This window comes from Oricola indica (assembly GCF_019966595.1).
In the GTDB taxonomy this organism is placed as follows: domain Bacteria; phylum Pseudomonadota; class Alphaproteobacteria; order Rhizobiales; family Rhizobiaceae; genus Oricola; species Oricola indica.
On sequence record NZ_JAINFJ010000006.1, the window covers coordinates 1 to 26,309 of the forward strand.

General features: G+C 62.8%; 23 protein-coding genes and 1 riboswitch. Of the genes, 5 read left to right on the forward strand and 18 right to left on the reverse strand.

The window, feature by feature from the left end; all coding sequences use genetic code 11:
- The first annotated feature begins 66 nt into the window (after positions 1–66).
- Complete coding sequence (locus LC343_RS15695; protein WP_223478116.1) at positions 67–840, forward strand: DMT family transporter; 774 nt, start codon at positions 67–69, stop codon at positions 838–840.
- Between the two features lie 9 nt (positions 841–849).
- Here LC343_RS15695 and LC343_RS15700 read toward each other — a convergent pair whose 3' ends face one another.
- A complete protein-coding gene (locus LC343_RS15700) occupies positions 850–2,034 on the reverse strand; it encodes a vWA domain-containing protein (protein WP_223478117.1) in 1,185 nt (394 codons plus the stop codon).
- Between the two features lie 234 nt (positions 2,035–2,268).
- Here LC343_RS15700 and LC343_RS15705 point away from each other — a divergent pair, with 234 nt between their 5' ends.
- Both LC343_RS15705 and LC343_RS15710 read left to right on the forward strand, forming a co-directional pair.
- Positions 2,269–2,994 carry a hypothetical protein gene (locus LC343_RS15705; RefSeq protein ID WP_223478118.1) on the forward strand — a complete coding sequence of 242 codons (726 nt, stop codon included), beginning with the start codon at positions 2,269–2,271 and terminating at the stop codon, positions 2,992–2,994.
- Positions 2,995–3,165: 171 nt separating this feature from the next.
- Positions 3,166–3,540, forward strand: a complete 375-nt coding sequence (locus tag LC343_RS15710) for a VOC family protein (RefSeq protein ID WP_223478119.1) — start codon at positions 3,166–3,168, stop codon at positions 3,538–3,540.
- A 7-nt stretch (positions 3,541–3,547) separates the two neighbouring features.
- On the opposite strand, the gene LC343_RS15715 is transcribed toward LC343_RS15710, so the two are convergent.
- From LC343_RS15715 to metA, 3 genes are all read right to left on the reverse strand, one after another.
- Positions 3,548–3,862: a hypothetical protein gene (locus LC343_RS15715; protein WP_223478120.1), complete on the reverse strand. Its 315-nt coding sequence runs from the start codon at positions 3,860–3,862 to the stop codon at positions 3,548–3,550.
- A gap of 63 nt (positions 3,863–3,925) precedes the next feature.
- Positions 3,926–4,381 (reverse strand): GNAT family N-acetyltransferase, encoded by a 456-nt coding sequence (locus LC343_RS15720; protein WP_223478121.1) that lies wholly within the window; start codon positions 4,379–4,381, stop codon positions 3,926–3,928.
- Complete coding sequence (gene metA, locus LC343_RS15725) at positions 4,374–5,303, reverse strand: homoserine O-acetyltransferase MetA (RefSeq protein WP_223478122.1); 930 nt, start codon at positions 5,301–5,303, stop codon at positions 4,374–4,376. The genes LC343_RS15720 and metA overlap by 8 nt, the downstream gene beginning before the upstream one ends.
- Before the next feature lie 65 nt (positions 5,304–5,368).
- Positions 5,369–5,446, reverse strand: a riboswitch (SAM riboswitch).
- A gap of 219 nt (positions 5,447–5,665) precedes the next feature.
- Here metA and LC343_RS15730 point away from each other — a divergent pair.
- Positions 5,666–7,525 carry a diguanylate cyclase gene (locus LC343_RS15730; protein ID WP_223478123.1) on the forward strand — a complete coding sequence of 620 codons (1,860 nt, stop codon included), beginning with the start codon at positions 5,666–5,668 and terminating at the stop codon, positions 7,523–7,525.
- Positions 7,526–7,712: 187 nt separating this feature from the next.
- Here LC343_RS15730 and LC343_RS15735 read toward each other — a convergent pair whose 3' ends face one another.
- The 4 genes from LC343_RS15735 to LC343_RS15750 form a co-directional block, all read right to left on the reverse strand.
- Positions 7,713–8,213, reverse strand: coding sequence for a ferritin-like domain-containing protein (locus tag LC343_RS15735; RefSeq protein ID WP_223478124.1), 501 nt, complete (start codon positions 8,211–8,213; stop codon positions 7,713–7,715).
- A gap of 644 nt (positions 8,214–8,857) precedes the next feature.
- Positions 8,858–9,985 carry a serine hydrolase domain-containing protein gene (locus LC343_RS15740; RefSeq protein WP_223478125.1) on the reverse strand — a complete coding sequence of 376 codons (1,128 nt, stop codon included), beginning with the start codon at positions 9,983–9,985 and terminating at the stop codon, positions 8,858–8,860.
- Positions 9,986–10,035: 50 nt separating this feature from the next.
- On the reverse strand, positions 10,036–10,893 hold the full coding sequence (locus LC343_RS15745; protein ID WP_223478126.1) for a CPBP family intramembrane glutamic endopeptidase: 858 nt from the start codon (positions 10,891–10,893) through the stop codon (positions 10,036–10,038).
- Positions 10,894–10,967: 74 nt separating this feature from the next.
- The gene (locus LC343_RS15750; protein ID WP_223478127.1) at positions 10,968–11,606 is read right to left on the reverse strand and encodes a TetR/AcrR family transcriptional regulator; all 639 of its coding nucleotides are present in this window, start codon (positions 11,604–11,606) and stop codon (positions 10,968–10,970) included.
- A gap of 382 nt (positions 11,607–11,988) precedes the next feature.
- Here LC343_RS15750 and LC343_RS15755 point away from each other — a divergent pair, with 382 nt between their 5' ends.
- A complete protein-coding gene (locus LC343_RS15755) occupies positions 11,989–12,696 on the forward strand; it encodes a hypothetical protein (RefSeq protein ID WP_223478128.1) in 708 nt (235 codons plus the stop codon).
- Positions 12,697–12,792: 96 nt separating this feature from the next.
- Here LC343_RS15755 and LC343_RS15760 read toward each other — a convergent pair whose 3' ends face one another.
- From LC343_RS15760 to LC343_RS15805, 10 genes are all read right to left on the reverse strand, one after another.
- A complete protein-coding gene (locus tag LC343_RS15760; protein WP_223478129.1) occupies positions 12,793–13,635 on the reverse strand; it encodes an AAA family ATPase in 843 nt (280 codons plus the stop codon).
- A gap of 225 nt (positions 13,636–13,860) precedes the next feature.
- Complete coding sequence (locus LC343_RS15765; protein ID WP_223478130.1) at positions 13,861–14,742, reverse strand: 3-hydroxybutyryl-CoA dehydrogenase; 882 nt, start codon at positions 14,740–14,742, stop codon at positions 13,861–13,863.
- A gap of 90 nt (positions 14,743–14,832) precedes the next feature.
- A complete protein-coding gene (locus LC343_RS15770; RefSeq protein ID WP_223478329.1) occupies positions 14,833–15,201 on the reverse strand; it encodes an MmcQ/YjbR family DNA-binding protein in 369 nt (122 codons plus the stop codon).
- Between the two features lie 33 nt (positions 15,202–15,234).
- Positions 15,235–16,659, reverse strand: coding sequence for a L,D-transpeptidase family protein (locus LC343_RS15775; RefSeq protein WP_223478131.1), 1,425 nt, complete (start codon positions 16,657–16,659; stop codon positions 15,235–15,237).
- 153 nt (positions 16,660–16,812) lie between these two features.
- Positions 16,813–19,419 carry an ATP-dependent chaperone ClpB gene (clpB, locus tag LC343_RS15780; RefSeq protein WP_223478132.1) on the reverse strand — a complete coding sequence of 869 codons (2,607 nt, stop codon included), beginning with the start codon at positions 19,417–19,419 and terminating at the stop codon, positions 16,813–16,815.
- 200 nt (positions 19,420–19,619) lie between these two features.
- Positions 19,620–20,288 (reverse strand): DUF4167 domain-containing protein, encoded by a 669-nt coding sequence (locus LC343_RS15785; RefSeq protein ID WP_223478133.1) that lies wholly within the window; start codon positions 20,286–20,288, stop codon positions 19,620–19,622.
- Positions 20,289–20,571: 283 nt separating this feature from the next.
- A complete protein-coding gene (gene prmC / locus LC343_RS15790) occupies positions 20,572–21,444 on the reverse strand; it encodes a peptide chain release factor N(5)-glutamine methyltransferase (RefSeq protein WP_223478134.1) in 873 nt (290 codons plus the stop codon).
- Entirely contained in the window at positions 21,441–22,514 is a 1,074-nt protein-coding gene (gene prfA / locus LC343_RS15795) for a peptide chain release factor 1 (protein WP_223478135.1), read from the reverse strand. Before prfA ends, prmC begins: the two co-directional genes overlap by 4 nt.
- 23 nt (positions 22,515–22,537) lie before the next feature.
- Positions 22,538–24,757: a phosphoenolpyruvate--protein phosphotransferase gene (ptsP, locus tag LC343_RS15800; protein ID WP_223478330.1), complete on the reverse strand. Its 2,220-nt coding sequence runs from the start codon at positions 24,755–24,757 to the stop codon at positions 22,538–22,540.
- Between the two features lie 129 nt (positions 24,758–24,886).
- Positions 24,887–26,140, reverse strand: coding sequence for an aspartate kinase (locus LC343_RS15805; protein WP_223478136.1), 1,254 nt, complete (start codon positions 26,138–26,140; stop codon positions 24,887–24,889).
- Positions 26,141–26,309 lie beyond the last annotated feature (169 nt).

Genomic DNA, 26,309 nt, shown 5'->3' on the forward strand with positions numbered 1-26,309 from the left:
CAGGCGCGGCATTGTTGGTGGAGTTCTCATAATGATCGCCTATCCTCACGCAAAGCCGTAATCAACTTGGCAATCCCGATCTGGCTGTTTTCGGTTCTGTCGATCATCATCTTTTTTCCCGTCGCCATCGGAATCGTCATTGTCGAAAAGCCGGCGTTCGGCATCGCGCAACTCGCGTTCATTGCGGGAAGCGCCATGCTGCATCTCGGCTATTTTCTCCTGTTGCAGACGGGTTACCGCAAAGGCGATCTTTCGCTTGTCTACCCAACGGCACGCGCGACAGGGCCAGTGCTGTCGACGTCATTCGCAGTCCTGTTCCTCGGCGAGACGGTCACTCCCCTCATGGCGGCCGGCGCGGCGATCGTCATTTTCGGAGTGTTGATGCTGACAGGCGGCATCAGGCGTCGGGCGGACAACCTTTCCGCCTCCCTTCTGTTCGGCCTTGGCGCGGGCTTCCTGATCGGCAGTTACACTGCCTGGGATGCCTATGCGGTGTCCGCCTTGCTGGTTCCGCCCTTGCTGCTGGATTACGTCTCCAGCGTCGGGCGCGCGGTCTTGCTCGCTCCGGTCGCCAACCGCAATCGCGCGCTCGTCCGCCGGCATTGGCGCGAACATCGGAGCGGCGTTGTCGTGATCGCGATCTTCAACCCGCTGGCCTATATCCTGGTGCTCTATGCGCTGACATTCACGCCGGTCGCCTATGTGGCGCCTATGCGCGAGGTGAGCGTGTTGCTGACTGTACTCGCGGGCAGCCTGTTGCTCGGCGAAGGACGGTTGCGCCCCCGGCTTTTCTGGGCAGCCGTGATCCTGTCGGGCATGACGCTTCTGGTGACCGCGTGAGGGGGTGCCTCAGCGCGACAATTCCCGCGTCGCCTCGTCCAGCCCCTTCAGGGTCAGCGGATACATGCGTCCGCCCATGATCTCGTTGAGCATCTGCGTCGACTGGGTGTAGCGCCAGCGGTCTTCGCGCTCGGGATTGAGCCAGATCGTCCTGGGGAATTTGTCCAGCACGCGCTGCATCCACACCGCGCCGGCCTCGTCGTTCCAGTGCTCGACCGAGCCGCCGGCCATGGCGATCTCGTAGGGGCTCATCGCGGCGTCGCCGACGAAGACCACGCGGTAGTCGGAGCCGTAGGTGTGCAGCACGTCGAAGGTCGGAATGCGCTCGGCGTGGCGGCGGCGATTGTCCTTCCACACGCTCTCATAGAGGCAATTGTGGAAGTAGTAGTATTCCATGTGCTTGAACTCGGCGCGCGCTGCCGAGAACAGTTCCTCGACGACGCGGATATGGTCGTCCATCGAGCCGCCGACATCGAAGAACATGACCAGCTTCACCGCGTTGCGCCGCTCGGGGCGCATCTTCACGTCGAGATAGCCGTGCTCGGCGGTGGACTGTATGGTGCCGTCGAGGTCGAACTCGTCATGCGCGCCCTGCCGCGCCCAGCGGCGCAGCCGTTTCAGCGCCACCTTGATGTTGCGCGTGCCGAGCTCGACCGAATCGTCGAAATTCCGGAATTCGCGCTTGTCCCAGACCTTCACGGCGCGGCGATGCCGGCTTTCATGCTGGCCGATGCGCACGCCCTCGGGATTGTAGCCATAGGCGCCGAAGGGAGAAGTGCCGGCCGTGCCGATCCATTTCGAGCCACCCTGGTGGCGGCCCGCCTGTTCCTTGAGGCGCTCCTTCAGCGTCTCCATCAGCTTGTCGAAACCACCGAGCGATTCGACCAGCTTCTTTTCCTCTTCCGACAGGTGTTTTTCGGCCAGCCGGCGCAGCCATTCCTCCGGCAGGTTGGCGACATCCACGCCGGTTTCGCCGGAGACAGCCTCCAGCCCCTTGAAGACACGCGAGAACACCTGATCGAAGCGATCGATATGGCGCTCGTCCTTCACCAGCGCCGCGCGCGCGAGAAAATAGAACCCCTCGACATCATAGGTCACGAGCCCGGCCTGCATCCCTTCCAGCAGCGAAAGATATTCGCGCAGCGACACCGGCACCTTGGCGGCTTTCAGTTCGAGGAAGAAGGGAATGAACATGGCCCGTTTCTATCGTCTGTGTCTGCATGTGTCATCAAGGAGACGTCGAGGCCGTTCTGATAAACTGCGGACTGAAAAGGGTCTGAATTCATCTAACAACGGCTGAGTCTCCTAGGTTGGAATTATCAGAGTAGTATCGTGCATTTTCTGGAGACGGCGCGAATCATCTATTGTGTGCTCGACGATAGCTAGGGCTTACGCCTGAGTTGTGTTGTCGCTTTATGGGGCGAGAACTTGGAACAGTTAGCCGAATTTGTCCGTCCTTGGATCCAGCGTTTTTGGTGGGTGCGCGGTATCGTCGCGGCACTTTGCGTCATCACTCTTGCCTCGAAGATTTTTGACCTGCCATCGAATGAGGTATTGGCCGTAATTCACGCAGCCATCTATTCTTGGGAGAAGGCAACAGCTTGGATCGCCGGTATCCTGCCCAATTTTTTTCCATTTAATCTAGTAGGACCGGTTGAGGCGAGAGCAATATTATTTGCGGTTTCATTGGCGCCTGTTGGAATAGCTGGAAATCTATATTATTGGTGGTGGCTGCCCGAAAAAATCGAAAAATCGCCTCATATTGCTTATTATGCGGGAAAATATAGTGGTGCAGAATTTTTATATAATAAATTTGGCCCTAAAATCACTTATTATTTCGGAAGGTCATTGGAAATAATTGGAGTTACAATTTCTGTAGTTTCTGGATTTTTTCTATATTATTATATTGTTCTTTTATATTATCGAGATAATAAGATTGCCTATGGACTATTGGTTGCTGGGGTTTTATATATAGCAATAGCATTTATTTTAATACAGCCTATCAGGAGAGGCTTTATTCTGGTTTTATCTTTTTTACTGACAGTAGAAGTGTTATATATAGCAAGGACGCCGGGTGTAACCGATGCTATTCGCGCATTCGCGTGTGAGTTCCATGGTGGGGCACATGCCATTTGCGCGCCGCCCGAGATGTAGCCCCCAAGAAAAATTCGTGATGCTGTCCCTCGATAGAGCGGGCCTGTGTAGCGATGGCAACAACACGACATGATGGCTGGCTCTGAAAGGCGCTGGCGCTGATGTCTGCACGTGTCATCGAGGACGGAATGCGTGCTAGTCTCACCGTGTATTCGCAGATTGGAGAACCCCATGTCCGATTACAAGCCGGCCGGCTACACCAGCCTGTCGCCCTATCTGATCGTTCCCGATGCGCAGAAGACGCTCGATTTCGTCAAGGCCGTGTTCGGCGCGGAGCCGCTAAGGCTTCATCGCCGCGATGACGGCTCGATCATGCATGCCGAGGCGCGCATCGACGATACGGTGGTGATGATGGGCGAGATGCCGGAGGGGCCGCAGGCGAGCATCCATGTCTATTGCGCCGATGTGGGGGAAGCCTTCCAGCGGGCGCTCGATGCAGGCGGCACGATCGTCCAGCCGCTCGAACTCAAGCCCGACGGAGACCGGCGCGGCGGCATCGATGACGGCAACAACACCACGTGGTGGCTGGCGCGTCAGGAGGGCTGAAGCCGCCCTAGGCGAAGTTGTTGCCCCAGACGATGAAGCCGACGATCGCCAGCACCAGCGCGAGGGCCGCGGCGGCCGGAAGGCGGCTTGCCCATCGCAAGCCGGAGCCGCGCGGATGGCCGCGCCCGAGGAAGAAGACGGGAACGGCGACGAGCCCCGCCGCCAGTTGCCAGCCGAGGAACCCGGTCACGCGGTTCAGGCCGCGTGTGAAGCTGTCGCCCGTCGGTTCGGTGATCGAGAACTGGATGAAGGACCAGATGAACAGCCCTGCCCAGACGGCGAGCAGGACGATGGTGGTCGAATTCTTGCGTTGATCCGGCATCGCCAGTCCCTCCCCGAAGCCGGGGAGAGTGTCGGCGAAAGACGCAAGAAGATCAATCGGGCGTCAGCGCGCGTATTTGATGAAGGGCGTGAGCTTGCCGATCCGGTCGTAGAGCCTGCGGGCCGTCTCGTTGAAATGCTGCGTATTCCAGTAGACCGCCGGGCAGCCCTCTTCATCGGCGGCGGCGTAGACCGCCTCGATCAGCGCCCGGCCGATTCCCTTGCCGCGCACCTCCGGGTCGGCATAGAGATCCTGCAGATAGCAGACATTCTCTATCTTCCATCCGTGGCGGTGGAACAGGTAATGGACGAGCCCGACCGGCTTACCGCCGACCAGCGCGATCAGGCCGCGAAACTCGTTCGGCGCGCCGCCATTGCCGGCCAGCATGCGTTCGAAAGACGACACGTAGACCTCTTCGGGCACCGAGGATTCATAGAACTCGAGATAGGCGGTCCACAGGCGGCGCCACTCGGCCTCGTCGCCGCGTTCGAGCGGGCGGATTTCAGGCGTGTCAGACATCGCGGTGCTTCCCGATTTCGGAAAGGTCGTATTCCGTCGTCTGGTAGACTTGGTTGATCCAGTTGCCGAACAAAAGGAAGGCGTGGCTGCGCCAGCGGTTGAGGGGCTTGTTGTCGGGGTTGTCTTCCGGGAAATAGTTCACCGGCACGCCGATCGGCGTGCCGTTTTCAACGTCGCGGAAATACTCCTCGGCCAGCGTCGTCGAATCATATTCGACATGGTTGAAGATGTAGAGCCGGTTGCACTTCTTTTCCGAGATCAGGCAGAGGCCGGTATCCGGCGATTCCATCAGCACTTCCAGCCCCATGTCGGGCGTGATGTCGTCCTTGCGCACCTCGGTCCAGCGCGAGACGGAAATCTGGAAGTCGTCGGAAAAGCCCGCGAGATAGGGCGAGGCCGGCTTCAGGTTGCGGTGGCGGTAGACGCCGAAGGCCTTCTTGGGAAGCGTGTATTTCGGCACGCCGTGGAAATGCCAGATCGCCGCCATCGCGCCCCAGCAGATGTTGAAGGTCGAATGCACATTGGTCTCGGTCCAGTCGAGGATCCGCTGCAATTCGTCCCAGTAGGTCACGTCCTCGAAGGGCAGCGTCTCGATCGGCGCGCCGGTGATGATGAAGCCGTCGAACTTGCGGTGCTTCACCTCGTCCCAGGTGTGGTAGAAGGAGATCAGGTGTTCGGCCGAGGTGTTCTTTGGCTGATGGCCGCCGACGCGCACCAGCGTCAGTTCCACCTGCAGCGGCGTCGAGCCGATCAGCCGGGCGATCTGGGTCTCGGTCTTGATCTTGTTCGGCATCAGGTTGAGCAGGCCGATCTGCAGCGGCCTTATGTCCTGGCGCAGCGCGGTCGTGTCGTCCATGACCATAACGCCCTCGCGCACGAGAATATCGCGGGCGGGAAGCTGGTCTGGAATACGGATCGGCATGGCCTTGCTCTTTCACTCAAACAAAAAAACCGGCCGCGAAACAACGCTACCGGTCGGGACGTCCTCTGACTGTCGTCTCGGCCCTTTAGCGAGTTTTTTTACGTGGCTGCAAGCCGGCCGGCCAAATCACCACGCGGCGGAATGTAGTGCCGGCGGCGACGGGCGTCAATCTGTCGGTAAGATGGGTGCCGGAGTAAAGGATTTCGCCCTTACGTAGCGTTATGGAATTTTTTCCTTTTGGTGGCTATCGTGAACCGGAAACGTACTGAATATGGACCAATGATATGATCCATGGCCTGATTGCCAATCTGGCGGTTGTCGGACTTTTTGTGTCGGTTTGGTTTTTCGCCAAAGAGGCCCTTGTGCGGCACACTCACGGCAAAAGGGTGGTCGCCCTGGGCATTCTGGTCGGGTTGGGCTCGATTGCGACGATGGCGATGGCGGTCCGGACGCAGGATGGCCTTCTCTTCGATCTTCGGTTCGCCTTGCTCGCGACTGGTGCCTTTCTCGAAGGGCCGATTGTCGGCGTCATCGCCGCCCTGGCCGCGATCTCCTTCCGAATCATCGAAGGCGGCGCGGGCTGGTTTGCCGGAACCGTCGGCATCCTGCTCTCGGCCCTGATCGGTATCGCCGCCTACCGGTGGTTGCCGTTCCGCTGGACCTTTCGCCAGTTCGCGCCGCGCGCCCTGCTGGTAGCCTTCGCCGCAACGACCTTGCCGAATATCGCTGTTTTCATGCTTCCCGCGGATCTTCTCGATGCGTCGATGGGCCGGACGGTCTTGCTGACGATGGGCCTGAATTTCGTTGGCATGCTGTTTGTCGTTTTTGCCGTCTGGCATGGCAAACTTCGCCTGAGGGAGCGCGCTCTCCTGCTGGCGGCGATCAGGCAGGCGCCGGATTACTTCTACGTCAAGGATCGCCAGAGCCGGTTTGTCGCGGTCAACAAGGCCGTCGCCGCGCATCATGATTCGGAGCTGAAGTCTACTCTGGCCGGCAAGTCGGATTTCGATCTCGAACCGGAACGGGCACGGCAATTATTCGCGGCCGAGCAGGATCTGATGACCAGTCCCGACAACAGGATCGATACGCGCGAGACCGTCGACCTGCCCTCCGGCGACACGCGCGTCTTCGAAACGACTAAAGTTCCGGTGAGCGATGTCGATGGACAGGTCATCGGGCTGGTCGGGATTACGCGGGACGTGACGGAAGCCGTCGAGGCGGAACTTCAACTGCACGAAGACCGGCGCCTGCTGGTTTCGATCCTGTCGAAAATGACGGACGGCGTGGCGCTCTTCGACCGGGAAAGCCGCCTCGTCTACTGCAACGATCAGTATCACGCATTCTTCTCGCGGACGCGGGACGTCCGCGTTCCGGGCGCCGAACTGACGGCCATCTTGCGCGCCGCGGCGGAGCGTCGCGAGCAGCTCGACATTCCTCATGAGGACGTCGAGGGCTGGATCCGGGACGTCGTGCAGGGCATGAAGCGGGGCGGTTCAGAGGAAATCCGTCTGTTCGATGGCCGCACGGTCATGGCTCGGACGAGGGTGGTTCACAATCTGGGCGCGCTGTCCGTCGTGTCCGACATTACCGACATGCGGTTGACCGAGCAGAAGCTCTCCGGCCTTGTCAGCGAGATGGAAACGCTCGCAAGGACCGATGCGCTTACCGGCATCGTGAACAGGCGGGCGTTCGACGAGTATCTCGAGCGCGAGGTTTCGCGCGGCAAACGCGGCGGGAGCCCGGTCAGCCTGATCATACTCGACGTCGATCACTTCAAGGCCTTCAACGACTTTCACGGTCATCCGGAAGGCGACATCTGCCTCAAGCGCGTGGCGAATATTCTGAGATCGCAGATCAGGCGCGGTTCGGACTTGCTGGCGCGCTATGGGGGAGAGGAGTTCTGCGTCATCCTTCCCGACACCGATGAAGACGGCGCCATCGTTTTTGCCGAAGGCCTGCGCGCGGCAGTCGAAGCGGCGCGGATCGAGCATGGCGCTTGCGACGCGGGAATCGTGACGGCGAGCCTGGGTGTCGCGACGATTCCGGCGGGGGTCGACGATCTGTCGGCGTCGGACCTCCTGAAAATGGCGGACATCGCCCTCTACGGCGCCAAGAAAAGCGGCCGAAACCGCGTCATGCAGCATTCGCGGGTGTTTCAAACCATGACTGCGAAAACCTTGCAGCCTGAGGAGCAACCCGCCAAAACGAAACAGGCCGGTTGAGCGGCGCAATTCGTCTCGAAGGCTTTCCGGCGACGATGCTCGAAGAGCGACTGGCCGGCCAAATCACAACGGACAGCTGGTTATGCCTGAAACGGGATGATGTCAGTGTTTTGGGAGGATGGGGCCGCGTCTCGAATGGGGCCGCGCGAACTCTCGAACGGCCCCGTTTGCCAGGTGCGGACAGAATTCAGGCGGCGGCGTCCTTGTTGACTCCGCCCTTAACGGCGATCGCTGTCATGCGGCGGTCGCCGTCATAGGTCTGATCGAGGCATTTCTTCAAAACCGCCGCGTCACCGTCCAGGCCGAGGCGGTTGGCGAAGGCGGCCAGCGTGCCGTAGCCAGCGAGCGCATAATGGACCATGCGCTGATATTGCGGGATGATGGCGGCGTCGCGCACGTCGGCGTCCGTGATCTCGTCGGACAAGCCATGCTTGCGCGCTTCTTTCACGAGGCCTTCCATACCCTTGCAGTGCTCCGCGTTGGGCTTGATGCCGTGGTCGTTGCACAGCTTTTCTATCTCGGCGATGCCATCGGCAATACCGTTGCCGCCATCGATCAGCGCCTCGGATAATTCCTCGTCCTGGGCGGCGCGGCCCAGTTCGGTCACGACGGGCAGGGACTGGGTGTTCGCGCTCCAGATGTCCTGAAGCTGGTCGAGGTAAATGTCCTTGAGCGAATTCATTGTCATGTCGGACTCCTTTGGTCTGGTCAGTCCCCCAACGACCAGCGCCACGGAAAGTTCCTCTTGTCGATACGGCTTGCCTGTATCCTGTCGCCCGCCCGAGGCGCCGCACTGACCGTCAGATTATTGCGCCTGGTTGCGTTCGCAGTCCTTGCGCTTACGGCAGCCAAGCAGCGCTGATCCGAAGGGGCTAAACGACCCACATGGGGTGCAATACGGCCGACAACACACCCGGGTCCCCCTCCGGCCTTCGCGTTTTTTGTCCGCCGCTCCGGACACCCCACCACAATCGCCCGAACCCTTGGCGGAGATACATGGCATGGCGTTCAACCGAGCGCTTCTGCACCCTTCGGCGAAGACACTCGACGCCGGGCTATCTGAGCTCCATCGAGTTCGAGGATAAAATCATGTTGGCCCAACCTCGTGTCCGAAAAACCGGCAGCGGGCCATTCCGGCGACGGTGCTCGAAGTGCGACTGGCCGGCCGGCCAAATCACTACGGACAGCTGGATATGCCCGAAAGGGGACGAGGTCAGTGATTTTGGGGGGAGGGATGGCCGCGTCTCGAATAGGGCCGTGAACGGACATCATCGGATGTATGGCAAAATGTCCGCTATGTGCCAGCATCAGCCATGGCTCGGATGTAGCAGCCTATCGAACCATCGCCGACGCAAGCTCGGCCAACGCTGACTCCAGCGCGGGCACTAGATCGTTTGTGTCGTCGACGATGCCGGCGTCCGTGTTGATCTGGAAGGCGACACTCACGCCAAAATCGGCGTAGTGGCGCAGGCTGGAGACGTAACCGGGAATCCAGCCGCCGTGCCCATAAACAGGGCCGTGCGGCGTCTTCGTGTAGATCGCCACGCCGGCCCCGTAGCGGATGCCGGGTGCATCGGGCGCAACAGGCACCCCGTCGAGCATACGCGTGAGATAGGGCGCATCGAGAGCCTCGCCGCCGAAAAGCGCATGCCCCCAACGCGCGAGGTCGCCCGACGTCGTGGCGAACCCCCCTCCGGTCCACTCCACCGCCGGGTCCCAGACCAGCCACCCCGCCGCGTCCGCTGTCCGTCGGGGCAGGCCGAATGGATTGTCAGGCACGGTGTAGCCAACGGCGAGCCCCTCGATGTCTCGTCGATCGGAAGGGGTCGTGGCGTCCAGCCCCAGCGGATCGAGCAGCGTTTCGCGGACGACCGTGTAGTAGGGGCGTCCCGTTACCGCCTCGATCGCGAGGCCGAGCAGGATGTAGCCGGTGTCGGTGTAGGCCCAGCCCGCTCCGGCCGGAAAGAGGGCGGGTTGTGCTAGGACGAACGCCACCAGTTCGTCGGGTGCGAAGCTTGATTCGCCGGCTGCGATCCGCGCCGCCTGCGCGGCCTGAAACTCAGGCAGGTGCGGATGGTCCGGCAGACCTGACTGGTGGCGAAGCAGGTGGCCGATGGTGATCGAATCTCCGTTGGGCAGCGTATCGAACCACGTTCGGTCGCCGAGATGTTCGGCGATCAGGTCGTCCCGTGAAAGCTGTCCGCCGTTCTCGAGTGCGAGCAACGTCGCCGCAACAAACATCTTGCCAATGCTTGCCGCCAACATTGGTGTCTCCGGCGTCATTGCCCTGTCTGCCTCGACATCGGCGAGCCCGGTCGACGCGACGACGACCTCCCCATCGGGCAGCGCGATGGCTGCAGTGGCACCGGGGAATTCGTAACGATCACGGAACTCGTCCAGTGTCTGCTTTAGCGACGCTGCGAGGTCCGCCCGGTCCTGGGCCGCAACCGGAGTTGCCACAGAAAGCCAGAAGCACGCCGCGACTAGGGAGCGTCGGAACCACATCGCCGTCACGCTCCTGCCGAAAGGGATGCGGCGGGTGCGGCGGTCGGCATGATCTCCGTCGCCGCGCCTTCGCGCGAAAACAGGCTGTCGCGCTTCCACCAGATGACCGCTGCCGCGACTGCGGCTAGAATCCATGTGTCCCACGGTTGCGCGTCAGGCCAGAACGGGTTGATCAACTGCCAGTGGAACAGCATCGGCAGCAGCAGGCTTCCCCGTGCGCTGTTGAAGATGGGGGTGACCAGGATGGCGAGCGTCACGTTGCCGATGAAGAACGGCAGGAAATTCCAGTCGGTGAAAACCATGTTGGCGAGGAAGAAGGCTGGCAGGTGCCAGACCCCCCAGGTCGCGCCGATCAGCGCCCCCGCCCAGATAGGGGCCATGTGCCGCTGTAGGATCGGCTGCGCCACGCCGCGCCAGCCGAACTCCTCCATCGGTCCCAGGAACAGCATCATCCCAAGGAAGGCGAACGCTGGGCCGAGCCCGCCCGGTGGCAGAGGCGAGAGCAGCGGGCCGCCCTTCAGAGCCGACCCGGCCATATAAACCAGCGGAATGCCCACCAGGATGAACAACCACCACACCGGCGCGCATCGCCAGAGCAGAAGTCGTCCCAGGAAGGCACGCAGTCCGCTCGATCCTGCGTAGGCGAGAACCACAATTACCCCGGCAATGCCTGGCGCCCAGGTTGCGAGAAAATAGAGCGGATGGCTGCCGCTGATCTCGCCGAACAGCGCCGTCACGGTGTCTGGGATCAGGATGTAGCTGCCGATGATGCTCCAGGCGATCGCGAAGGTGATCACGAACTGGGCCACCAGCGCAGATGAGGGGATGATGTGGACTGAAGTCCGTTTGCTTGGGGATTGCATGGTCTTGGCTCCTGGAATTGGTTTGAATGGCGTTGCGGGTGCACGCGGCTAGCCGCCGCCGGTGGGCGCGGTCACTAGTCATCCGGGAGTTCCGACCCGGGATTCATGAAGCTGAAGCTGCCGGCTTCGGCGCCCAGTGAGCGTTCGACGATCGTCTGGGTCGCACTGCGCCGAGCGCGGATTTCGCCCTCGCTGAAGCGGAACAGCCCGCCGTCAGTCAGGAACTGCGCCCCGGTCAGCAGGAACTGGACCGTCTCCAACGGGCGATCTACACTGAACGCGCCTTCGCTGTTTCCCTGCTCCACGATCGTCGCGAACATCGGCGAAAGCTTCAGCACGGTCTCGATGTTGGTGATCTCGTGCAGCTCTCGATTCTCGGGCAGGTGCATCATCTCGGCGAGGTCGCGGGTGCTGTCGTCGCCAACATGGCTGTCCGCCAACAGCATCTCCATCTTTGCCATGGCGGTCAGCGAGGGGTTGTCCGCAATTGCTTGCGCCTGCTCCAAGATCAGGCCCAGCGCGCGGTCTACGATCGCACCCAGGATCTCCTGCTTCGACTTGAAGTAATGGTAGAAGGTGCCCTTGGCGACGCCGATTTCACGGATGATCGTCTCCACCGGGCAGTTGCTGTAGCCGAGTTCCTTGAACAGCCGCTCAGCCGTCTCGATGATTTCCAACCGCCGCTCCTCCGGTGGCTTTGTGATGCGCGCCATGGTGTCTCCTTCTGCAGAGATTCATACTGACCGACGGTCGGTCAGTCAAGTGCCCGATAGGGTTTGCCAGAGCGGCGCTGTTTTTGTGCGCAATTCGAAGGATCAGCCAAGGCAAGGAGTGATATGTTCTGAAACTGGTGATGCCAGGCCCATTTTCAGGCTGCGGATGTCCGCTTCGGGTCAGAAGCGGCCGTTTTCGCGGCCGGCGCCGGAGAATCCGCTTTGGGGCGCAACATCGCTGACAGCACAGCCGAGTCCCGCGGCCCTTCACTCAAACCCCTTTTTTGCCACCCGCATTTGCCCCTCCGGCCTTGGCTTTTTTCATCCACCGCCCCGGACACCCCGCCACAATAAGTCCGAACCTTTGGCGGAGATACATGGCATGGCGTTCAACTGGGCGCGCGCGATCGAGAAGAACCGTGACGATCTGATCAGTGTCGTCACGACGCTCTTCGTCATGGCGGGCATCCGCACGGGGAAAACGGTCACCGTGTTGCCGCGGTTCATGCATCGGCGCATCCTCAGCCTGTTGCGCCCGGCGGAATATGCCGCGCGGCGGCTGATCCTCATGGCGGCCTGCAAACTGGCGGTGATTTCCACTCCACCCGCCACTGCGTCGAGGGGAAGCCGGCAAGCGGGTCGCGAAGCCGGAGGGAGCGAGACGGGAGGCAAGCCTGCCGATCCCGCGCAAGACGATGCCATTCCGGCCTTTTCGCTGTTCGACCCGTTCAAGCGTCCCGCCTATCCGTGGATCGAGCCCGAGGATCTCGTCACCACCTCCGTCGATGACGCCGGGGACGGGCCGCCGCCCGGCGAGCCGGTTGGCGCGGGCTGCCTCTGCCGCCGGATCAGGGCGCTGGAGGGGGCGTTGCAGGACCTGGAGGGCGCGGCGCTGCGGCTTGCCCGCTGGCGCGCGCGGCGATACCGCGATCCCGCATCGTCCGCGACGATGAGCCGGGCTCGCCCCCGACGCTGGAGCGTCCTGCGGACGGGCCGTCCGCCCGGCTGGAAACGCAGGCCGAAGACGCAAGTCGAGGCGGTGCTGCACGAGTGTCATTCCCTCGCGCGCGAGGCGTGGAACACGTCATGATATCCCGCGCATGGTTTTCGGTTTGCCCGAACGCCCGCCCGGGACCGGTGCGCGGCGACGGCGGCGCTTGCCCGGAGATCCGCGACCGGCTTTGCGTTATCCGCCGCGCTGCCGCGCCAGAAACGCCAGCCGCTCGAAGAGATGCACGTCCTGCTCGTTCTTCAGCAGCGCGCCATGCAGCTTGGGCAGCGCGTTCTTTGCGTTGCCGTGCAGGGTTTCCGGCTCGACATCGTCGGCGACGAGCAGGCGGATCCAGTCGAGCACTTCCGAGGTCGATGGCTTCTTCTTCAGCCCGGCGACCTCGCGGATTTCGTAGAACTGGGTCAGCGCGGCGTTGACGAGGGTCTGCTTGATGCCCGGATAATGCACGTCGACGATCGCCTGCAGCGTCTGCATGTCCGGAAACTTGATGTAGTGGAAGAAACACCGGCGCAGGAAGGCGTCGGGCAGTTCTTTCTCGTTGTTGGAGGTGATGATGACGATGGGGCGGTGCTCGGCGCGGATCGTCTCGCCGGTCTCGTAGACGAAGAACTCCATGCGGTCGAGTTCCTGCAGGAGATCGTTCGGAAACTCGATGTCGGCCTTGTCGATCTCGTCGATCAGCAGCACGGTCTTGCGGTCGGCGGTAAATGACTCCCAGAGCTTTCCGCGCTTGATGTAGTTGGAGATGTCCTCGAAACGCGGGTCGCCGAGCTGCGAATCGCGCAGGCGCGACACGGCGTCATATTCGTAAAGGCCCTGCTGGGCTTTCGTGGTCGACTTGACGTGCCATTCGATCAGGTCGAGGCCGAGCGCGGAAGCGACCTGCCTGGCGAGTTCGGTCTTGCCGGTGCCGGGTTCGCCCTTCACGAGCAGCGGCCTTTCGAGCCGGATCGCGGCATTGACGGCGACCGTCAGGTCCTTTTCGGCGACATAGGCTTCGGTGCCTTCGAACTGCATGCGGATATCCTCGGTTGTCACCGACCGTCATATGCATCGTGGCGTCGGCGGGCAAGCGCTGCGCCGGAGACCGGTCTGTGCAAAATCGCACAGTCTGGATCGGGCCGCTTTGCTAGACCGGGCTTGCCGGGGGCGGGGGCGCACCCACCTTCGGTGGCGGGAGGTCTCGCGGCCGTTCTTGTTGCCCCACGAACCAAGCGGGGCCTCCCATTAGATTTTGGAAAATCAGCGCGTCGGAACCGGCGTTTCGCCCCGGTAATCGTAGAAGCCGCGCCCGGTCTTGCGGCCGAGCCAGCCGGCTTCGACATATTTCACCAGAAGCGGACAAGGCCGGTATTTGGAATCCGACAGCCCGTCATGCAGCACCTGCATGATGGACAGGCAGGTGTCGAGGCCGATGAAATCGGCAAGCTCCAGCGGACCCATCGGGTGGTTGGCGCCGAGCTTCATCGCCGTGTCGATCGCTTCCACCGAGCCGACACCCTCGTAAAGCGTGTAGATCGCCTCGTTGATCATCGGCAGAAGAATGCGGTTGACGATGAAGGCCGGGAAATCCTCCGAAACGGTCGTCGTCTTGCCGAGCGTCGCCACATAGGCTTTCGAGGCCTCGTAGGTCACGTCTTCGGTGGCGATGCCGCGCACCAGTTCGACCAGCTTCATGCGCGGGACCGGGTTCATGAAATGGATGCCCATGAACCGTTCCGGCCGGTCGGTGGAGGCCGCGAGCCGGGTGATCGAGATCGAGGAGGTGTTGGAAGCCAGCATGGCCTCGGGCTTGAGCACCGGGCAGAGCTTCGAGAAGATCTCGCGCTTGACCGCCTCCTTCTCGCTCGCCGCTTCGATGACGAGGTCGCAATCGGCGAGGTCTTCGAGTTTCCCGACGGGCATGATCCGCGCGGCGGCGGCATCGGCGTCGGCCTTGTCCAGCTTGCCGGTGTCGACCATCCGGTCCATCGCCTCGACGATCTTCGCCTTGCCGGCTTCGGCGTTTTCGAGCGAGATGTCGTTGAGTTTCACATCATAACCGGCCGTCGCGCTGACCTGCGCGATGCCGCAGCCCATCTGGCCGGCGCCGATGACGCCTATCGTCTTGATATTTCCCGTCATTTTCTTGTCTCGCAGAGTTGTCGCCGCTGTTTTTCCGTATTCTGCGATTGCTGCGCTGCAATGTAAACAAGGAATGTTGCGGTGCGATACCTAGCGAGACTGGTCGAACCCGAGTTCCCGACGCAGCTTGCGGGTAAGCTTTTCGGCGACGATGCGATGGCTTTCGCGCAGGTAATCCTTGAGCGCATCGTCATCCATCGAGTCGTCGGACACGCGCTGGATCCAGGTCATCCCGCGCGACGCCAGATAGGGCGCCGGTCGCAGCCCCGGCTGTTCGCGGAGTATGTCGAAGGCGAACTCGCTCACCTTGAAGGTGACCGCCAGATCGTCGCCCGCGCTCCAGCCGGCGATGGCGAAGACCTTGCCACCAACCTTCCAGACATGCGCGTCGCCCCACTGCACGACATGGGTCGTGGCCGGAAGGCTGGCGCAGAATGTGTTGTAGGCGTCGAGGTCCATCCGGGAGACGCTAGACGATGGCGGCATGCAAGCCTAGTCGATGAATTCGACGGTGACGCCCTTGGTGACAAGCCTTGCCAGTTCTGCCGCGTCCCAGTTGGTCAGGCGCACGCAGCCATGCGAGTTCGTCTTGCCGATTCGGTCGGGTTCCGGCGTGCCGTGAATTCCGTAAGTCGGTTTCGACAGGGCGATCCAGATCGAGCCGACCGGGCCGTTGGGGCCGGGCGGGATCGTCAGCACCTTGGTGTTCGTGCCCTGAACGAAATTCACCTTCGGATTGTAGGTGTAGTTGGGATCGATGGCGACGCGATCGACCTGTACCAGGCCGGACGGCGAGGGGGTGTCGGACGAGCCGATGGTGGCCGGATAGGCGGCGATCAGACGCCCCGCCTCGTCATAGGCACGCACCTGTTCGTTCGCCTTGTCCGCCTCGATATGGGCGACGGAACGCTCGACGTTCTGGCCGACCGCGACGACGCGGATGGTCGTTCCGGCGCGGTAGAAATTCACATCGGGATTGAGCTGTTCCAGATAGTTCTGCGCCATGTGGAAGCGTTCCGCCAGCATTTCCGCCGGCGAGGTGAAGGACATGGCGGGCATCTTCGCCTTTTCGGCGTAGTCGGTCGGGATGGACTCGGCGAACGGGCCGGCGACGTCCTCGGGCGTGATGACATATTGCGCGAAGGCCGGGCCGCCGGTGCGGTCGAGTTCCGCATCCAGCGTCGCTTCGTCCACCACCGTATAGGCCACGCCGGTCACCTGGCTGGCAGCGGCGACGGCCTTCCTGACATTGCTGCCCATCTGGCCGTCGATCACGCCGGGCGAATAGCCAAGACGGTCGAGCAGGACCTGGAGCTTGACGACGACCGGTCCTTTCGAAGGGATGTTCGGTTCCGGGCGCGGCATGGCGGCGGTTTTGGTATTTGCCGCCGGCGTTTCTCCGGCGTCCGGGGCCGGGACGACCCGGGACTGCGGCGCCTGCGCATCCGGCGGGGTTATCCGTGCGGGCGCATCCGGGTTCTGCTCCGCCAGCAATTCATCGAGGCTGCGGATACGCGAATTTCCGTCGCCGGGCGATCTTTCGTCGAGAGGCGCGCGCTCCACCGTTTCGGGAGCGGGGATCGGGTCTGCTGTTCCCGGGAAGTTCCGGGGCTGCGGCGGCGTCTGCGGCGCGGGCGGGAAATCGTTGCTGTCGTCGCGCGGGGTCGCGGCAAGCGGCGGGAGGACGCGCTCCAGCAGTCCCTTCAGGGGCTGCGGCTCTTCCACCGCAATGATGCGATTGGTCTGCCGGTCGAAGTAGACGCGACGGCCATGGCTGTCGACGAAAAATCCGACATCGGATTGCGCGACCTGGTATCGGGCGGCTTCCGGCGGCGCGCCTGCGGTTTCGGCATGGGCGGACATGGTGGCTGCCGCTGCCGTGATCGAGAGCAAGCCGAGGAGGACGAGGCGTTTCATTGGGGGATTCCCGGGACCATGGAAAAACGGTTCACGCGACATCAATGTCCCGCAAGCGAATGTGTCCCTTCATTACCCAGAATTTTATACAATGTGGGCATGAAAATGGCCGACCCGGCCGATTTTGGCCGGGTCGGGATGGTTATCGCAGCCTTACGCCGCCTGATCCTGCTGGACGGCGGCGGGCCGGAAATTCAGCCGGTCCGAGCCTTCCAGAACATTGACGGTCGAGCCGTCCAGGATTTCGCCGGACAGGATCATCTCGGCGAGCGGGTCCTGCACCTCCTTCTGGATCACGCGCTTGAGCGGGCGTGCGCCATAGGCGGGGTCGTAACCCTTTTCGGCGAGCCACTGCATGGCGGCGTCGTCCATCTTGAGCGTGATCTTGCGATCGGCCAGAAGATCCTCCAGCCGGCGCAGCTGGATCTTGACGATCCGGCCCATCTCCACCCGCTTGAGCCGGTGGAACAGGATGACCTCGTCCACGCGGTTGAGGAACTCCGGCCGGAACGAGGCGCGGACAACGCCCATGACTTCGTCGCGAACGCTGTCGGTATCCTGATCCTCGCCGAGATTGACGAGATATTCCGCGCCGAGATTCGACGTCATGACGATCAGCGTGTTCTTGAAGTCCACCGTGCGGCCCTGGCCGTCGGTCAGGCGGCCGTCATCGAGCACCTGCAACAGCACGTTGAAGACGTCCGGATGGGCCTTCTCGATCTCGTCGAACAGGATCACCTGGTAGGGCCGGCGCCGGACCGCCTCGGTCAGGACGCCGCCTTCCTCATAGCCGACATAGCCGGGAGGCGCGCCGATCAGGCGCGAGACGGAGTGCTTCTCCATGAACTCGCTCATGTCGATGCGCACCATGGCGTTCTCGTCGTCGAACAGGAAGTCCGCGAGCGCCTTGGTCAGTTCCGTCTTGCCGACGCCGGTGGGGCCGAGGAAGATGAACGAGCCGATCGGCCGGTTCGGATCCTGCAGGCCGGCGCGGGCACGGCGGACTGCCTTGGAGACGGCCTGAACGGCCTCGCCCTGGCCGACGACACGCTCGGCCAGTTCGTCCTCCATCCGCAACAGCTTGTCACGTTCGCCTTCGAGCATCTTGTCGACGGGCACGCCCGTCCAGCGCGAGACGATGTGGGCGACGTGATCCGGCGTGACCGTCTCCTCGACCATCGAGCCGGCATCGCCTTCGCCGCGCTGTTCGGCTTCGGTGAGCTTTCGTTCCAGATCGGGGATCAGGCCATAGGCCAGTTCACCGGCTTTCTGGAACTCGCCCTTGCGCTGCGCCGTGGCAAGCTCGTTGCGCGCCTCGTCAAGTTGACGCTTGAGGTCGGCGGCGGTGCCGAGCTTTTCCTTCTCGGCCTGCCATGTCGCCGTCAGGCTGTCGGATTCCTCCTCGAGCCCGGACAGTTCCTTCTCGAGTTTCGAGAGGCGATCCTTCGAGGCATCGTCCTTTTCGCGCTTCAGCGCCTCGCGCTCGATCTTGAGCTGCATGATGCGCCGGTCGACTTCGTCGAGCGCCTCGGGTTTTGAGTCGACCTGCATACGCAGGCGCGACGCGGCCTCGTCGACAAGGTCGATCGCCTTGTCGGGCAGGAAGCGGTCGGTGATGTAGCGGTTCGACAGGGTCGCTGCCGAAACCAGAGCGGAGTCGGAGACGCGCACCTTGTGGTGCTGTTCGTATTTCTCCTTGAGGCCGCGCAGGATCGAGATCGTGTCCTCGACTGTCGGCTCCTCGACGAAGACCGGCTGGAACCGGCGGGCAAGCGCGGCGTCCTTTTCCACATGCTTGCGGTACTCGTCGAGCGTGGTCGCGCCGACACAGTGCAATTCGCCGCGCGCAAGCGCGGGCTTCAGCAGGTTGGACGCGTCCATCGCGCCGTCGGCCTTGCCGGCGCCGACAAGCGTGTGCATCTCGTCGATGAACAGGATGATCGAACCGGCTGCCGACTGCACTTCGTTGAGAACGGCTTTCAGGCGTTCCTCGAACTCGCCGCGATATTTGGCGCCGGCGATCAGCGCGCCCATATCGAGCGCCATCAATTGCTTGTCCTTCAGGCTTTCGGGCACGTCGCCATTGACGATACGCAGCGCCAGGCCCTCGGCGATGGCGGTCTTGCCGACGCCGGGCTCGCCGATCAGAACAGGGTTGTTCTTGGTGCGGCGCGACAGGACCTGGATCGTCCTGCGGATTTCGTCGTCACGGCCGATCACCGGATCGAGCTTGCCGTCGCGGGCATCGGCCGTCAGGTCGCGCGCATATTTCTTCAGTGCGTCGTAGGACTCTTCGGCAGACGCGCTGTCGGCGGTGCGGCCCTTGCGGATATCGTTGATTGCCTGGTTGAGCCCGGTCGGCGTGACGCCGGCCTTGGAGAGGATTTCGGCGGTCTTCGCCGATTTCTCCATCGCCATGGCAAGCAGGAGCCGCTCGACCGTGACATAGCTGTCGCCGGCCTTCTTGGCGATTTCCTCGGCGGTGTTGAGCACCTTGGCGAGCGGCTGGGCCATGTAGAGCTGGCCGTTGCCGCCCTGCACCTTCGGCTGGGCGTTGAGCGCCGCCTCGATAGCGAGACGGACATCCTTCGCCTTGCCGCCGGCGCGTTCGATCAGCGACGCGGCCAAGCCCTCGGAATCGTCGACGAGCACTTTCAGAAGGTGCTCTGGCGTGAATTGCTGGTGGTCCTGCCCAAGCGCGAAAGTCTGGGCGGACTGGATGAAACCGCGAACGCGGTCGGAATACTTCTCTAAGTTCATTTTGGTCTCCAATCGTCCGGGCAGCCTCTCCTGAGCACTGGCCGGTTCATCTTTGACGGGTTCCCGCAAGCGGCAAACCACTGGTCTAGACGGATATGGTGACTGACGACCTCGAAAAAAAGGGGAACCGGAGGACAAAGAAAAACCCGCCTCGCGCGAACGAAGCGGGTTCTTGAAATTTACGTATTCCCGGTGCGGGATCAGGCCTCGGCGGCGACCGATTCACCGTTTCCGGCGGCTTTTTCCTCGGCTGGCTTGTCACCGGCGCTTTCGCCATCGGAAGAGGTTTCTTCCTTCGTGCGGCGCGGTTTGCGCGGTCGGCGCGGCGCGCTGCGGCGCGCCTGGCCCGATGCGGCCTGTTCCTGTTCCTCAAGGGTAACTTCGACCGGCGTTTCGCCGATCACCGGCTGCGGCGCCTCGGAAGCATCCTGCCCGTTTTCGCGGGCATCGCCGTTCGGCTTGGAATCGGCTGACTGTTTTTCGCGGCCGCGGCGCTTTTCCTGCTTCTCGCGGTTATCGTCGTCATCCGATCCGTTGTCGGCGTTGTTGTCGCCACTGTTGTCGCCGTCCTGATCGTCGGACTGGCCGCGTTCCTCACGCTGCGCCTGCATCTGGGCCTGCGCCGCCATGATGATGCGGTTGTAGTGTTCGGCGTGTTGCAGATAGTTCTCCGCCATCACGTTGTCGCCGGACGAAAGCGCGTCGCGGGCGAGCGTGGCGTATTTGTCGGCGATTACCTGCGCGTTGCCGCGGATCTTAACGTCCGGACCGTTGCTCTCGTAATTGCGGGAAAGCGGATTTTGGTTACGCCGATTGCCCCCGCCACTGTTGCGATTGCGCTGGCGGCGACCTTGCTGTTGTGGTCTCATCAGACTCTCATGTTGTCATTACAGTGCTTACAGATTGCGCGTTGCGCCGGATCGGTCCGGGCCAAAGCTTCCCCCTACTTTGCCCGGGCATACAAATTGTGTGTGTGCGTGCCTGTAGCCGATCTCGCACAATAGTCGGCGGTAGGCGGGTGTCCGCACGGTAACGTCAGTTTTTCCGTAGGGTGTCGGACTGGTGGCTTGGTTGAAACATGCCACTGTCTTTAGGTAGCGTTCCATTGCTGCATTGCCAAGTGATTTTTTCACTACAGCCAGCAAGTTTTTGTCATTTCACAAAAAAAAGTGTCCGATCATGGCCCGAATAGTCCTTTCGTTCGCCTGTCTGGCGAAATCCCGAGGACCGAAAGAGATTCGTTACCGGTAATTTCTGGTCATGGCCGATTTCGACGCCGAGCGCACCGCTTTCGGTCAGAAACGATCCGGCTTGACTGGCCAGCAACCTGTAGGCTGACAAGCCGTCATGTCCGCCATCGAGGGCCGGCAACGGATCGTGATCGCGCACATCCGTGTCGAGTTCGGCGATATCGGCGCTCGGAATATAGGGCGGATTGGACACGATCAGGTCGAAGGAGCCGGTAATCGCCTCGAACCAGTCGGACCAGACGGTTTCGAAGCGGTCGGCAAGGCCGCATGCCGCCGCATTGGCGTCCGCCGCTTCCAAGGCTTCGCGCGAGACGTCGGCCCCGACCGCCACGGCCTGCGGCACGCAGGACAGGAGCGCCAGCGCGATCGCCCCGGTGCCGGTGCCGAGGTCGAGGATCCGGCAGGTGCCGTTGCGCGCGGCGGTATCGGTGACGAAAGGCAAGACCAGATCGACAAGGGTCTCGGTATCCGGGCGCGGCACCAGCGTCGACGGATTGAGCTTCATCGGCAGGCCGTAGAATTCGCGTTCCCCGATGATTCGGTGGACGGGCTCGCGGCGCAGCCGGCGCTCGACAGAGGTCTCGAACCGTTCGATGGCGTCGGGCAGGACGATCCGGTTGGCGTCCGTGATCCGGTCGAGCACGGTGAGCCCGGTCGCATGTTCGAGCAGAAGGCTCGTGTCGAGATCGGCGGTCTCGATGCCGACATCGGCAAGCCGGCGTCTTGCGTCGCGAAACAGGCTTTCGACGGAGCGGGGCGCGACGGATGCGTTCACGCGAGTTCCTCGGTCAAGAGCTTCGCTTGGTGGTCGGCGATCAGCGGGTCGATGACATCGTCCAGTTCGCCCTCCATCACACGGTCGAGCTTGTAGAGCGTCAGGTTGATGCGATGGTCGGTCAGGCGGCCCTGCGGGAAATTGTAGGTCCGGATGCGTTCCGACCTGTCGCCGGAGCCGACCTGCAGCCGGCGCGATTCGGCGCGCTCGTCCGCAGCCTTCTGGCGCTCCGCGTCATAGAGGCGCGCGCGCAGGATCTCCATGGCGCGGGCCCGGTTCTGGTGCTGCGATTTCTCGGACTGCAAAACGACGATGCCGCTCGGGATATGCGTGATGCGCACCGCCGAATCGGTCGTGTTGACATGCTGGCCGCCGGCACCCGAGGCGCGCATGGTGTCGATGCGGATATCCTGGTCTCGGATCTCGACATCGACATCCTCGGCCTGGGGCAGAACCGCGACCGTGGCGGCGGAGGTGTGGATGCGTCCGCCCGCCTCGGTTTCGGGCACGCGCTGGACCCGGTGGACGCCCGATTCGAATTTCAGGCGCGAAAAGACGCCGCGTCCCGAAACCATGGCGATGATTTCCTTGTAGCCGCCGGCGTCGCCCTCGGAGGCCGAGATGACCTCGACCTTCCAGCCGCGGCCGGATGCATAGCGCTCATACATGCGAAACAGGTCGCCGGCGAACAATGCCGCTTCCAGCCCGCCGGTACCGGCGCGGATTTCCAGGATGGCGTTCTTGGTGTCGGCCTCGTCCTTGGGCAGGAGCAGGATCTGGATTTCCTTTTCCAGACCCTCGATCTTCTCCTCGACCTCGGGCAATTCCGTTTCGGCCAGCATCCGCATCTCGCCATCCGTCTCCTTGTCGGCAAGGAGCGTCTTCAGGTCGTCGCGTTCCGAGGTCGCGGCGGTGTAGGCGCGGATCTTGGCGACGATTTCCTCGAGCTCGGAATATTCGGAGGCGAGCTTCACATAGGTGTCGCTGTCCGGGCCGCTCGCCATCTGGCTTTCCAGCATGGCGAAGCGCTTGACCATCTGGTCCATCTTGTCGGCGGGAAGTTCAATCATGGCGCGGTGCGCTGGTCATGCTCTCAGCTGTAGGGGATGGCGTTGGTGTCCGCAAAATCGCGGATCATCGGAAGCATATCGGACGGACCGCGATCATTTTCAATCGCCGCGTCGAGCGTGGCGGTCAGCGCGGCGAGGTCCGTGGCGAGCAGGGCGGCCTTGACCGGTCCGATCGCGGCGGCTGACATGGACAGGTCGCGGATGCCGATGGCGGCCAGCGCCAGGGCGCTGAGCGGACGGCCCGCGAGCTCGCCGCACAGCGTAAGCGACGTGCCATGCGCCTCCGCGGTCCGGGCAACCATGCGCAGGGCGCGCAGGAACGGTCTCGACAGCGGTTCGAACCGGGCGGCGATCTGCGGATTGCCGCGGTCGCTGGCGGTCAGGAACTGGAACAGGTCGTTGGAGCCGATCGAGACGAAATCGACCGAGCGCATCAGCGCGTCGAGATCGAACAGAAGCGACGGAACCTCCAGCATCGCGCCGAGCCTGAGCCGGGTCGGCAGGCCATGGCCGAAGCGCGACAGGTGCTGGACCTCGCGATTGACTATGGCGCGGGCCTGCTCGATTTCGCCGACTTCGGTGATCATCGGCAGCATGAGCCGCAATTCGCGCCCCGCCGACGCCTTCAGGAGCGCGCGCAATTGCGTGCGGAATATGCCGGGCCGGTCGAGCGAAAGGCGGATGGCCCGCCAGCCCAGCGCCGGATTTTCCTCCTGCGGGCCACTTCGGAAATAGGGAAGGATCTTGTCGCCGCCGATATCGAGCGACCGGAACGTCACCGGCTTCTTGCCGGCGGCCTCGATGACGCTTCTGTAGAGCGTTTCCTGCGCCTCGGCGCGCGGGAAGGCCTCGGCGATCATGAATTGCAGCTCGGTGCGGAACAGGCCGATGCCCTCGGCGCCGGATTCGTCGAGCTGCGGCAGATCGACGAGCAGTCCGGCGTTCATGTGCAGATGGAAATCGAGGCCGTCCTTGGTGACGGACGGCTTGTCGCGCAGATCGCGATATTCCTGCTGGCGGCGGGAGCGAAAGCGCACTTTCTCGGCGTAGGCCAGTTCGACGTCACTTTGCGGACGCAGGTGGACATCGCCCGACAGGCCATCGACGATGATCGCGTCGGCGTTTTCGGACAGGGCGACGATGCCCTTGGCCTGGCCGACCACCGGTATGCTCATGGCGCGCGCGACGATGACCACATGGCTCGTGGCGGCGCCGTCCTCGAGGACGATGCCGCGCAGGTTCTTGCGCGGATAATCGAGCAGTTCGGCGGCGCCCATGGTGCGCGCGACCAGGATCGTGTCGGGCGGCAGCTTCTCCTCGCGGCTGGCGGTGTCCTCGCCCAGCAATTCGCGCAGCAGGCGATTGGCGAGGTCGTCGAAATCGTTCATGCGTTCGCGCAGATAGGGATCGCTGACGGCGGTCAGGCGCGCGCGCATGTCGCTCTGCACCTTCTCGACGCTGGCTTCGGCCGTCAGGCCGTTGCGGATCGCTTCCTCGAGGCGGCGCACCCAGCCCTTGTCGTGGGCGAACATGCGATAGCTTTCCAGCACGTCGCGATGCTCGCCCTCGAAGGCGATCTCGCGGCGCGACAGCATGTCGTCGATGGTCAGCCGAAGGGAACTGAGCGCCGAGGCCAGCCGCTCGATCTCGGTGTCGCTGTCCTCGTTGAACAGGTTGGTGACGACGATGCGGGGTTCGTGCAGCACGACATGGCCGAGGCCGATGCCTTCGGCCAGCGCGCGGCCGTTCGAGGTCACGGAGCGTGTCAGGTCGAGTTCGATGCCGGCGGTCGAGAGTCGCTTCAGGTCACCGGCGGCAATCAGTTCGCCGAGCACCATGGCGGTCGTTTCGAGGGCTTCCACCTCGTCGTCGCCATAGGCGCGATGCGCCTCGTTCTGGACAACGAGAACGCCGAGCGTCCGGCCGGCGCGCAGGATCGGCACGCCGAGGAAGGAGTTGTAGACCTCCTCGCCGGTCTCCGGGAGATATTCAAAGGCGGGGTGCTTCTGGGCTTCGGCCAGGTTGAGCGGGCGTGCCGCCGAGGCGATCGTGCCGACAAGACCCTGGCCGAGGCGCAGGGCGGAGTTGTGGACCGCGGTCGGGTTCAGGCCGATCGTCGCGTAGAGTTCGAGAACGCCGTCGGCGCGCAGCACATAGGCGGAGCACACTTCGGCGACCATGTTCTGGGCGATCTGGCGCACGATCCTGTCGAGCCGCTCCTGCGGCTCCATCGGCTCCGCCATGATCTCGCGGAGCCGCTTCAGGAGGACACGTGGTCCGGCATCCGCCTCACGTAACAAGCACTTCTCCCCGCAAAATGTTGCCGCGCCGGGCAATTGCCCGCGCATCCTCCCATGGCATAGCCGTGCCGACTAGACCTTGTCGAGACCGTAGACGTTGTGAAGCGTGCGCACGGCAAGTTCGCACCAGTCGCCGTCGATCAGGATCGAGATCTTGATCTCCGACGTCGTGATGGCGCGAATGTTGACGCTCTTGTCGGCCAGCGCCTTGAACGCGCTGGCGGCGACGCCGGCGTGACTGCGCATGCCGATGCCGATCACCGAGACCTTGGCAAGGCCCGTCTCCGACTGCACGGCCTCGTATCCGACCTCGTCCTTGACGCTTTCGAGCGCGTGCAGGGCCTTTTCGACATCCGTGCTCGGGACGGTGAAGGTCATGTCGGTAAACTTGCCGTCTCCCGACACGTTCTGGACGATCATGTCGACATTGATGCCGGCCTCGGCAAGCGGGCCGAAGATCGCCGCGGAAACGCCGGGACGGTCCTGGACGCGGCGCAGGGAAATCTGCGCCTCGTCGCGCGTATAGGCGATGCCGGTCACATTTTGTTTTTCCACGATTTCATCCTCATCACAGATCAATGTGCCCGGCGGATTGTCGAAATCATCCATGCCGGGGGCGTCGGGCGCCTCGAAACTGGAGCGCACGAACGTGCGCACATTATGCACCATGGCTAGTTCGACCGAGCGAACCTGCAGAACCTTGGCCCCGAGCGACGCCATTTCGAGCATTTCCTCGAAGGAGACTTTCGCCAGCCGGCGCGCCTTGGGCTCGATGCGCGGGTCGGTCGTGTAGACGCCGTCGACATCAGTGTAGATGTCGCAACGGTCCGCATTGACGGCGGCGGCGATCGCTACGGCGCTTGTGTCGGAGCCGCCACGGCCGAGCGTCGAGACCCGATTGTCGGGCGCGACGCCCTGGAAACCCGCGATCACGGCGACTTGCCCGATGCCGAATCGTTCGATCAGGAGCGATCCGTTGATCTCGGCGATACGGGCGGCGCCATGGGCGTTGTCGGTGACGATCGGGATCTGCCAGCCCTGCCAGGACCGGGCGTCGACGCCCATCGATTGCAGGACGATCGCCAGCAGTCCGGCCGAGACCAGCTCGCCGCTGGCGACGATCGCGTCATATTCGCGGGCGTCGTGCATCGGCGAGGCGGCGCGGGTCAGGTCGACCAGTTCGTTCGTCCGGCCGGCCATGGCGGAGACGACGACGGCGACTTCGTGGCCGCTATCGACCTCCCGTTTCACATGCCGCGCGACATTGCGGATGCGATCGATATCGGCGACGGAAGTGCCGCCAAATTTCATGACGATACGGGCCATGGCAGGTGGGGTGCTCGATGGTTGGCTTCGTTATACGGGCGGGCATTGCCCGGCAGGTCGGAGCGCTCCATATCGAATTGCGGGAAATGCTGCAAGTTCGCCATTGATTTGCCTGCGGCGGTGCGGCCCCTTGACTTGGGCTGTGCGACGCCCGAGTTGATGGCGAAGA

Bases quoted from the DNA above. Each gene is read 5' to 3' on its own strand.
- LC343_RS15700 (WP_223478117.1), bottom strand. From the start codon at position 2,034: ATGTTCATTCCCTTCTTCCTCGAACTGAAAGCCGCCAAGGTGCCGGTG.
- LC343_RS15710 (WP_223478119.1), top strand. From the start codon at position 3,166: ATGTCCGATTACAAGCCGGCCGGCTACACCAGCCTGTCGCCCTATCTG.
- LC343_RS15715 (WP_223478120.1), bottom strand. From the start codon at position 3,862: ATGCCGGATCAACGCAAGAATTCGACCACCATCGTCCTGCTCGCCGTC.
- LC343_RS15720 (WP_223478121.1), bottom strand. From the start codon at position 4,381: ATGTCTGACACGCCTGAAATCCGCCCGCTCGAACGCGGCGACGAGGCC.
- metA (WP_223478122.1), bottom strand. From the start codon at position 5,303: ATGCCGATCCGTATTCCAGACCAGCTTCCCGCCCGCGATATTCTCGTG.
- LC343_RS15735 (WP_223478124.1), bottom strand. From the start codon at position 8,213: ATGACAATGAATTCGCTCAAGGACATTTACCTCGACCAGCTTCAGGAC.
- LC343_RS15745 (WP_223478126.1), bottom strand. From the start codon at position 10,893: ATGCAATCCCCAAGCAAACGGACTTCAGTCCACATCATCCCCTCATCT.
- LC343_RS15750 (WP_223478127.1), bottom strand. From the start codon at position 11,606: ATGGCGCGCATCACAAAGCCACCGGAGGAGCGGCGGTTGGAAATCATC.
- LC343_RS15755 (WP_223478128.1), top strand. From the start codon at position 11,989: ATGGCGTTCAACTGGGCGCGCGCGATCGAGAAGAACCGTGACGATCTG.
- LC343_RS15760 (WP_223478129.1), bottom strand. From the start codon at position 13,635: ATGCAGTTCGAAGGCACCGAAGCCTATGTCGCCGAAAAGGACCTGACG.
- LC343_RS15765 (WP_223478130.1), bottom strand. From the start codon at position 14,742: ATGACGGGAAATATCAAGACGATAGGCGTCATCGGCGCCGGCCAGATG.
- LC343_RS15770 (WP_223478329.1), bottom strand. From the start codon at position 15,201: ATGGACCTCGACGCCTACAACACATTCTGCGCCAGCCTTCCGGCCACG.
- LC343_RS15775 (WP_223478131.1), bottom strand. From the start codon at position 16,659: ATGAAACGCCTCGTCCTCCTCGGCTTGCTCTCGATCACGGCAGCGGCA.
- clpB (WP_223478132.1), bottom strand. From the start codon at position 19,419: ATGAACTTAGAGAAGTATTCCGACCGCGTTCGCGGTTTCATCCAGTCC.
- LC343_RS15785 (WP_223478133.1), bottom strand. From the start codon at position 20,288: ATGAGACCACAACAGCAAGGTCGCCGCCAGCGCAATCGCAACAGTGGC.
- prfA (WP_223478135.1), bottom strand. From the start codon at position 22,514: ATGATTGAACTTCCCGCCGACAAGATGGACCAGATGGTCAAGCGCTTC.
- ptsP (WP_223478330.1), bottom strand. From the start codon at position 24,757: ATGGCGGAGCCGATGGAGCCGCAGGAGCGGCTCGACAGGATCGTGCGC.
- LC343_RS15805 (WP_223478136.1), bottom strand. From the start codon at position 26,140: ATGGCCCGTATCGTCATGAAATTTGGCGGCACTTCCGTCGCCGATATC.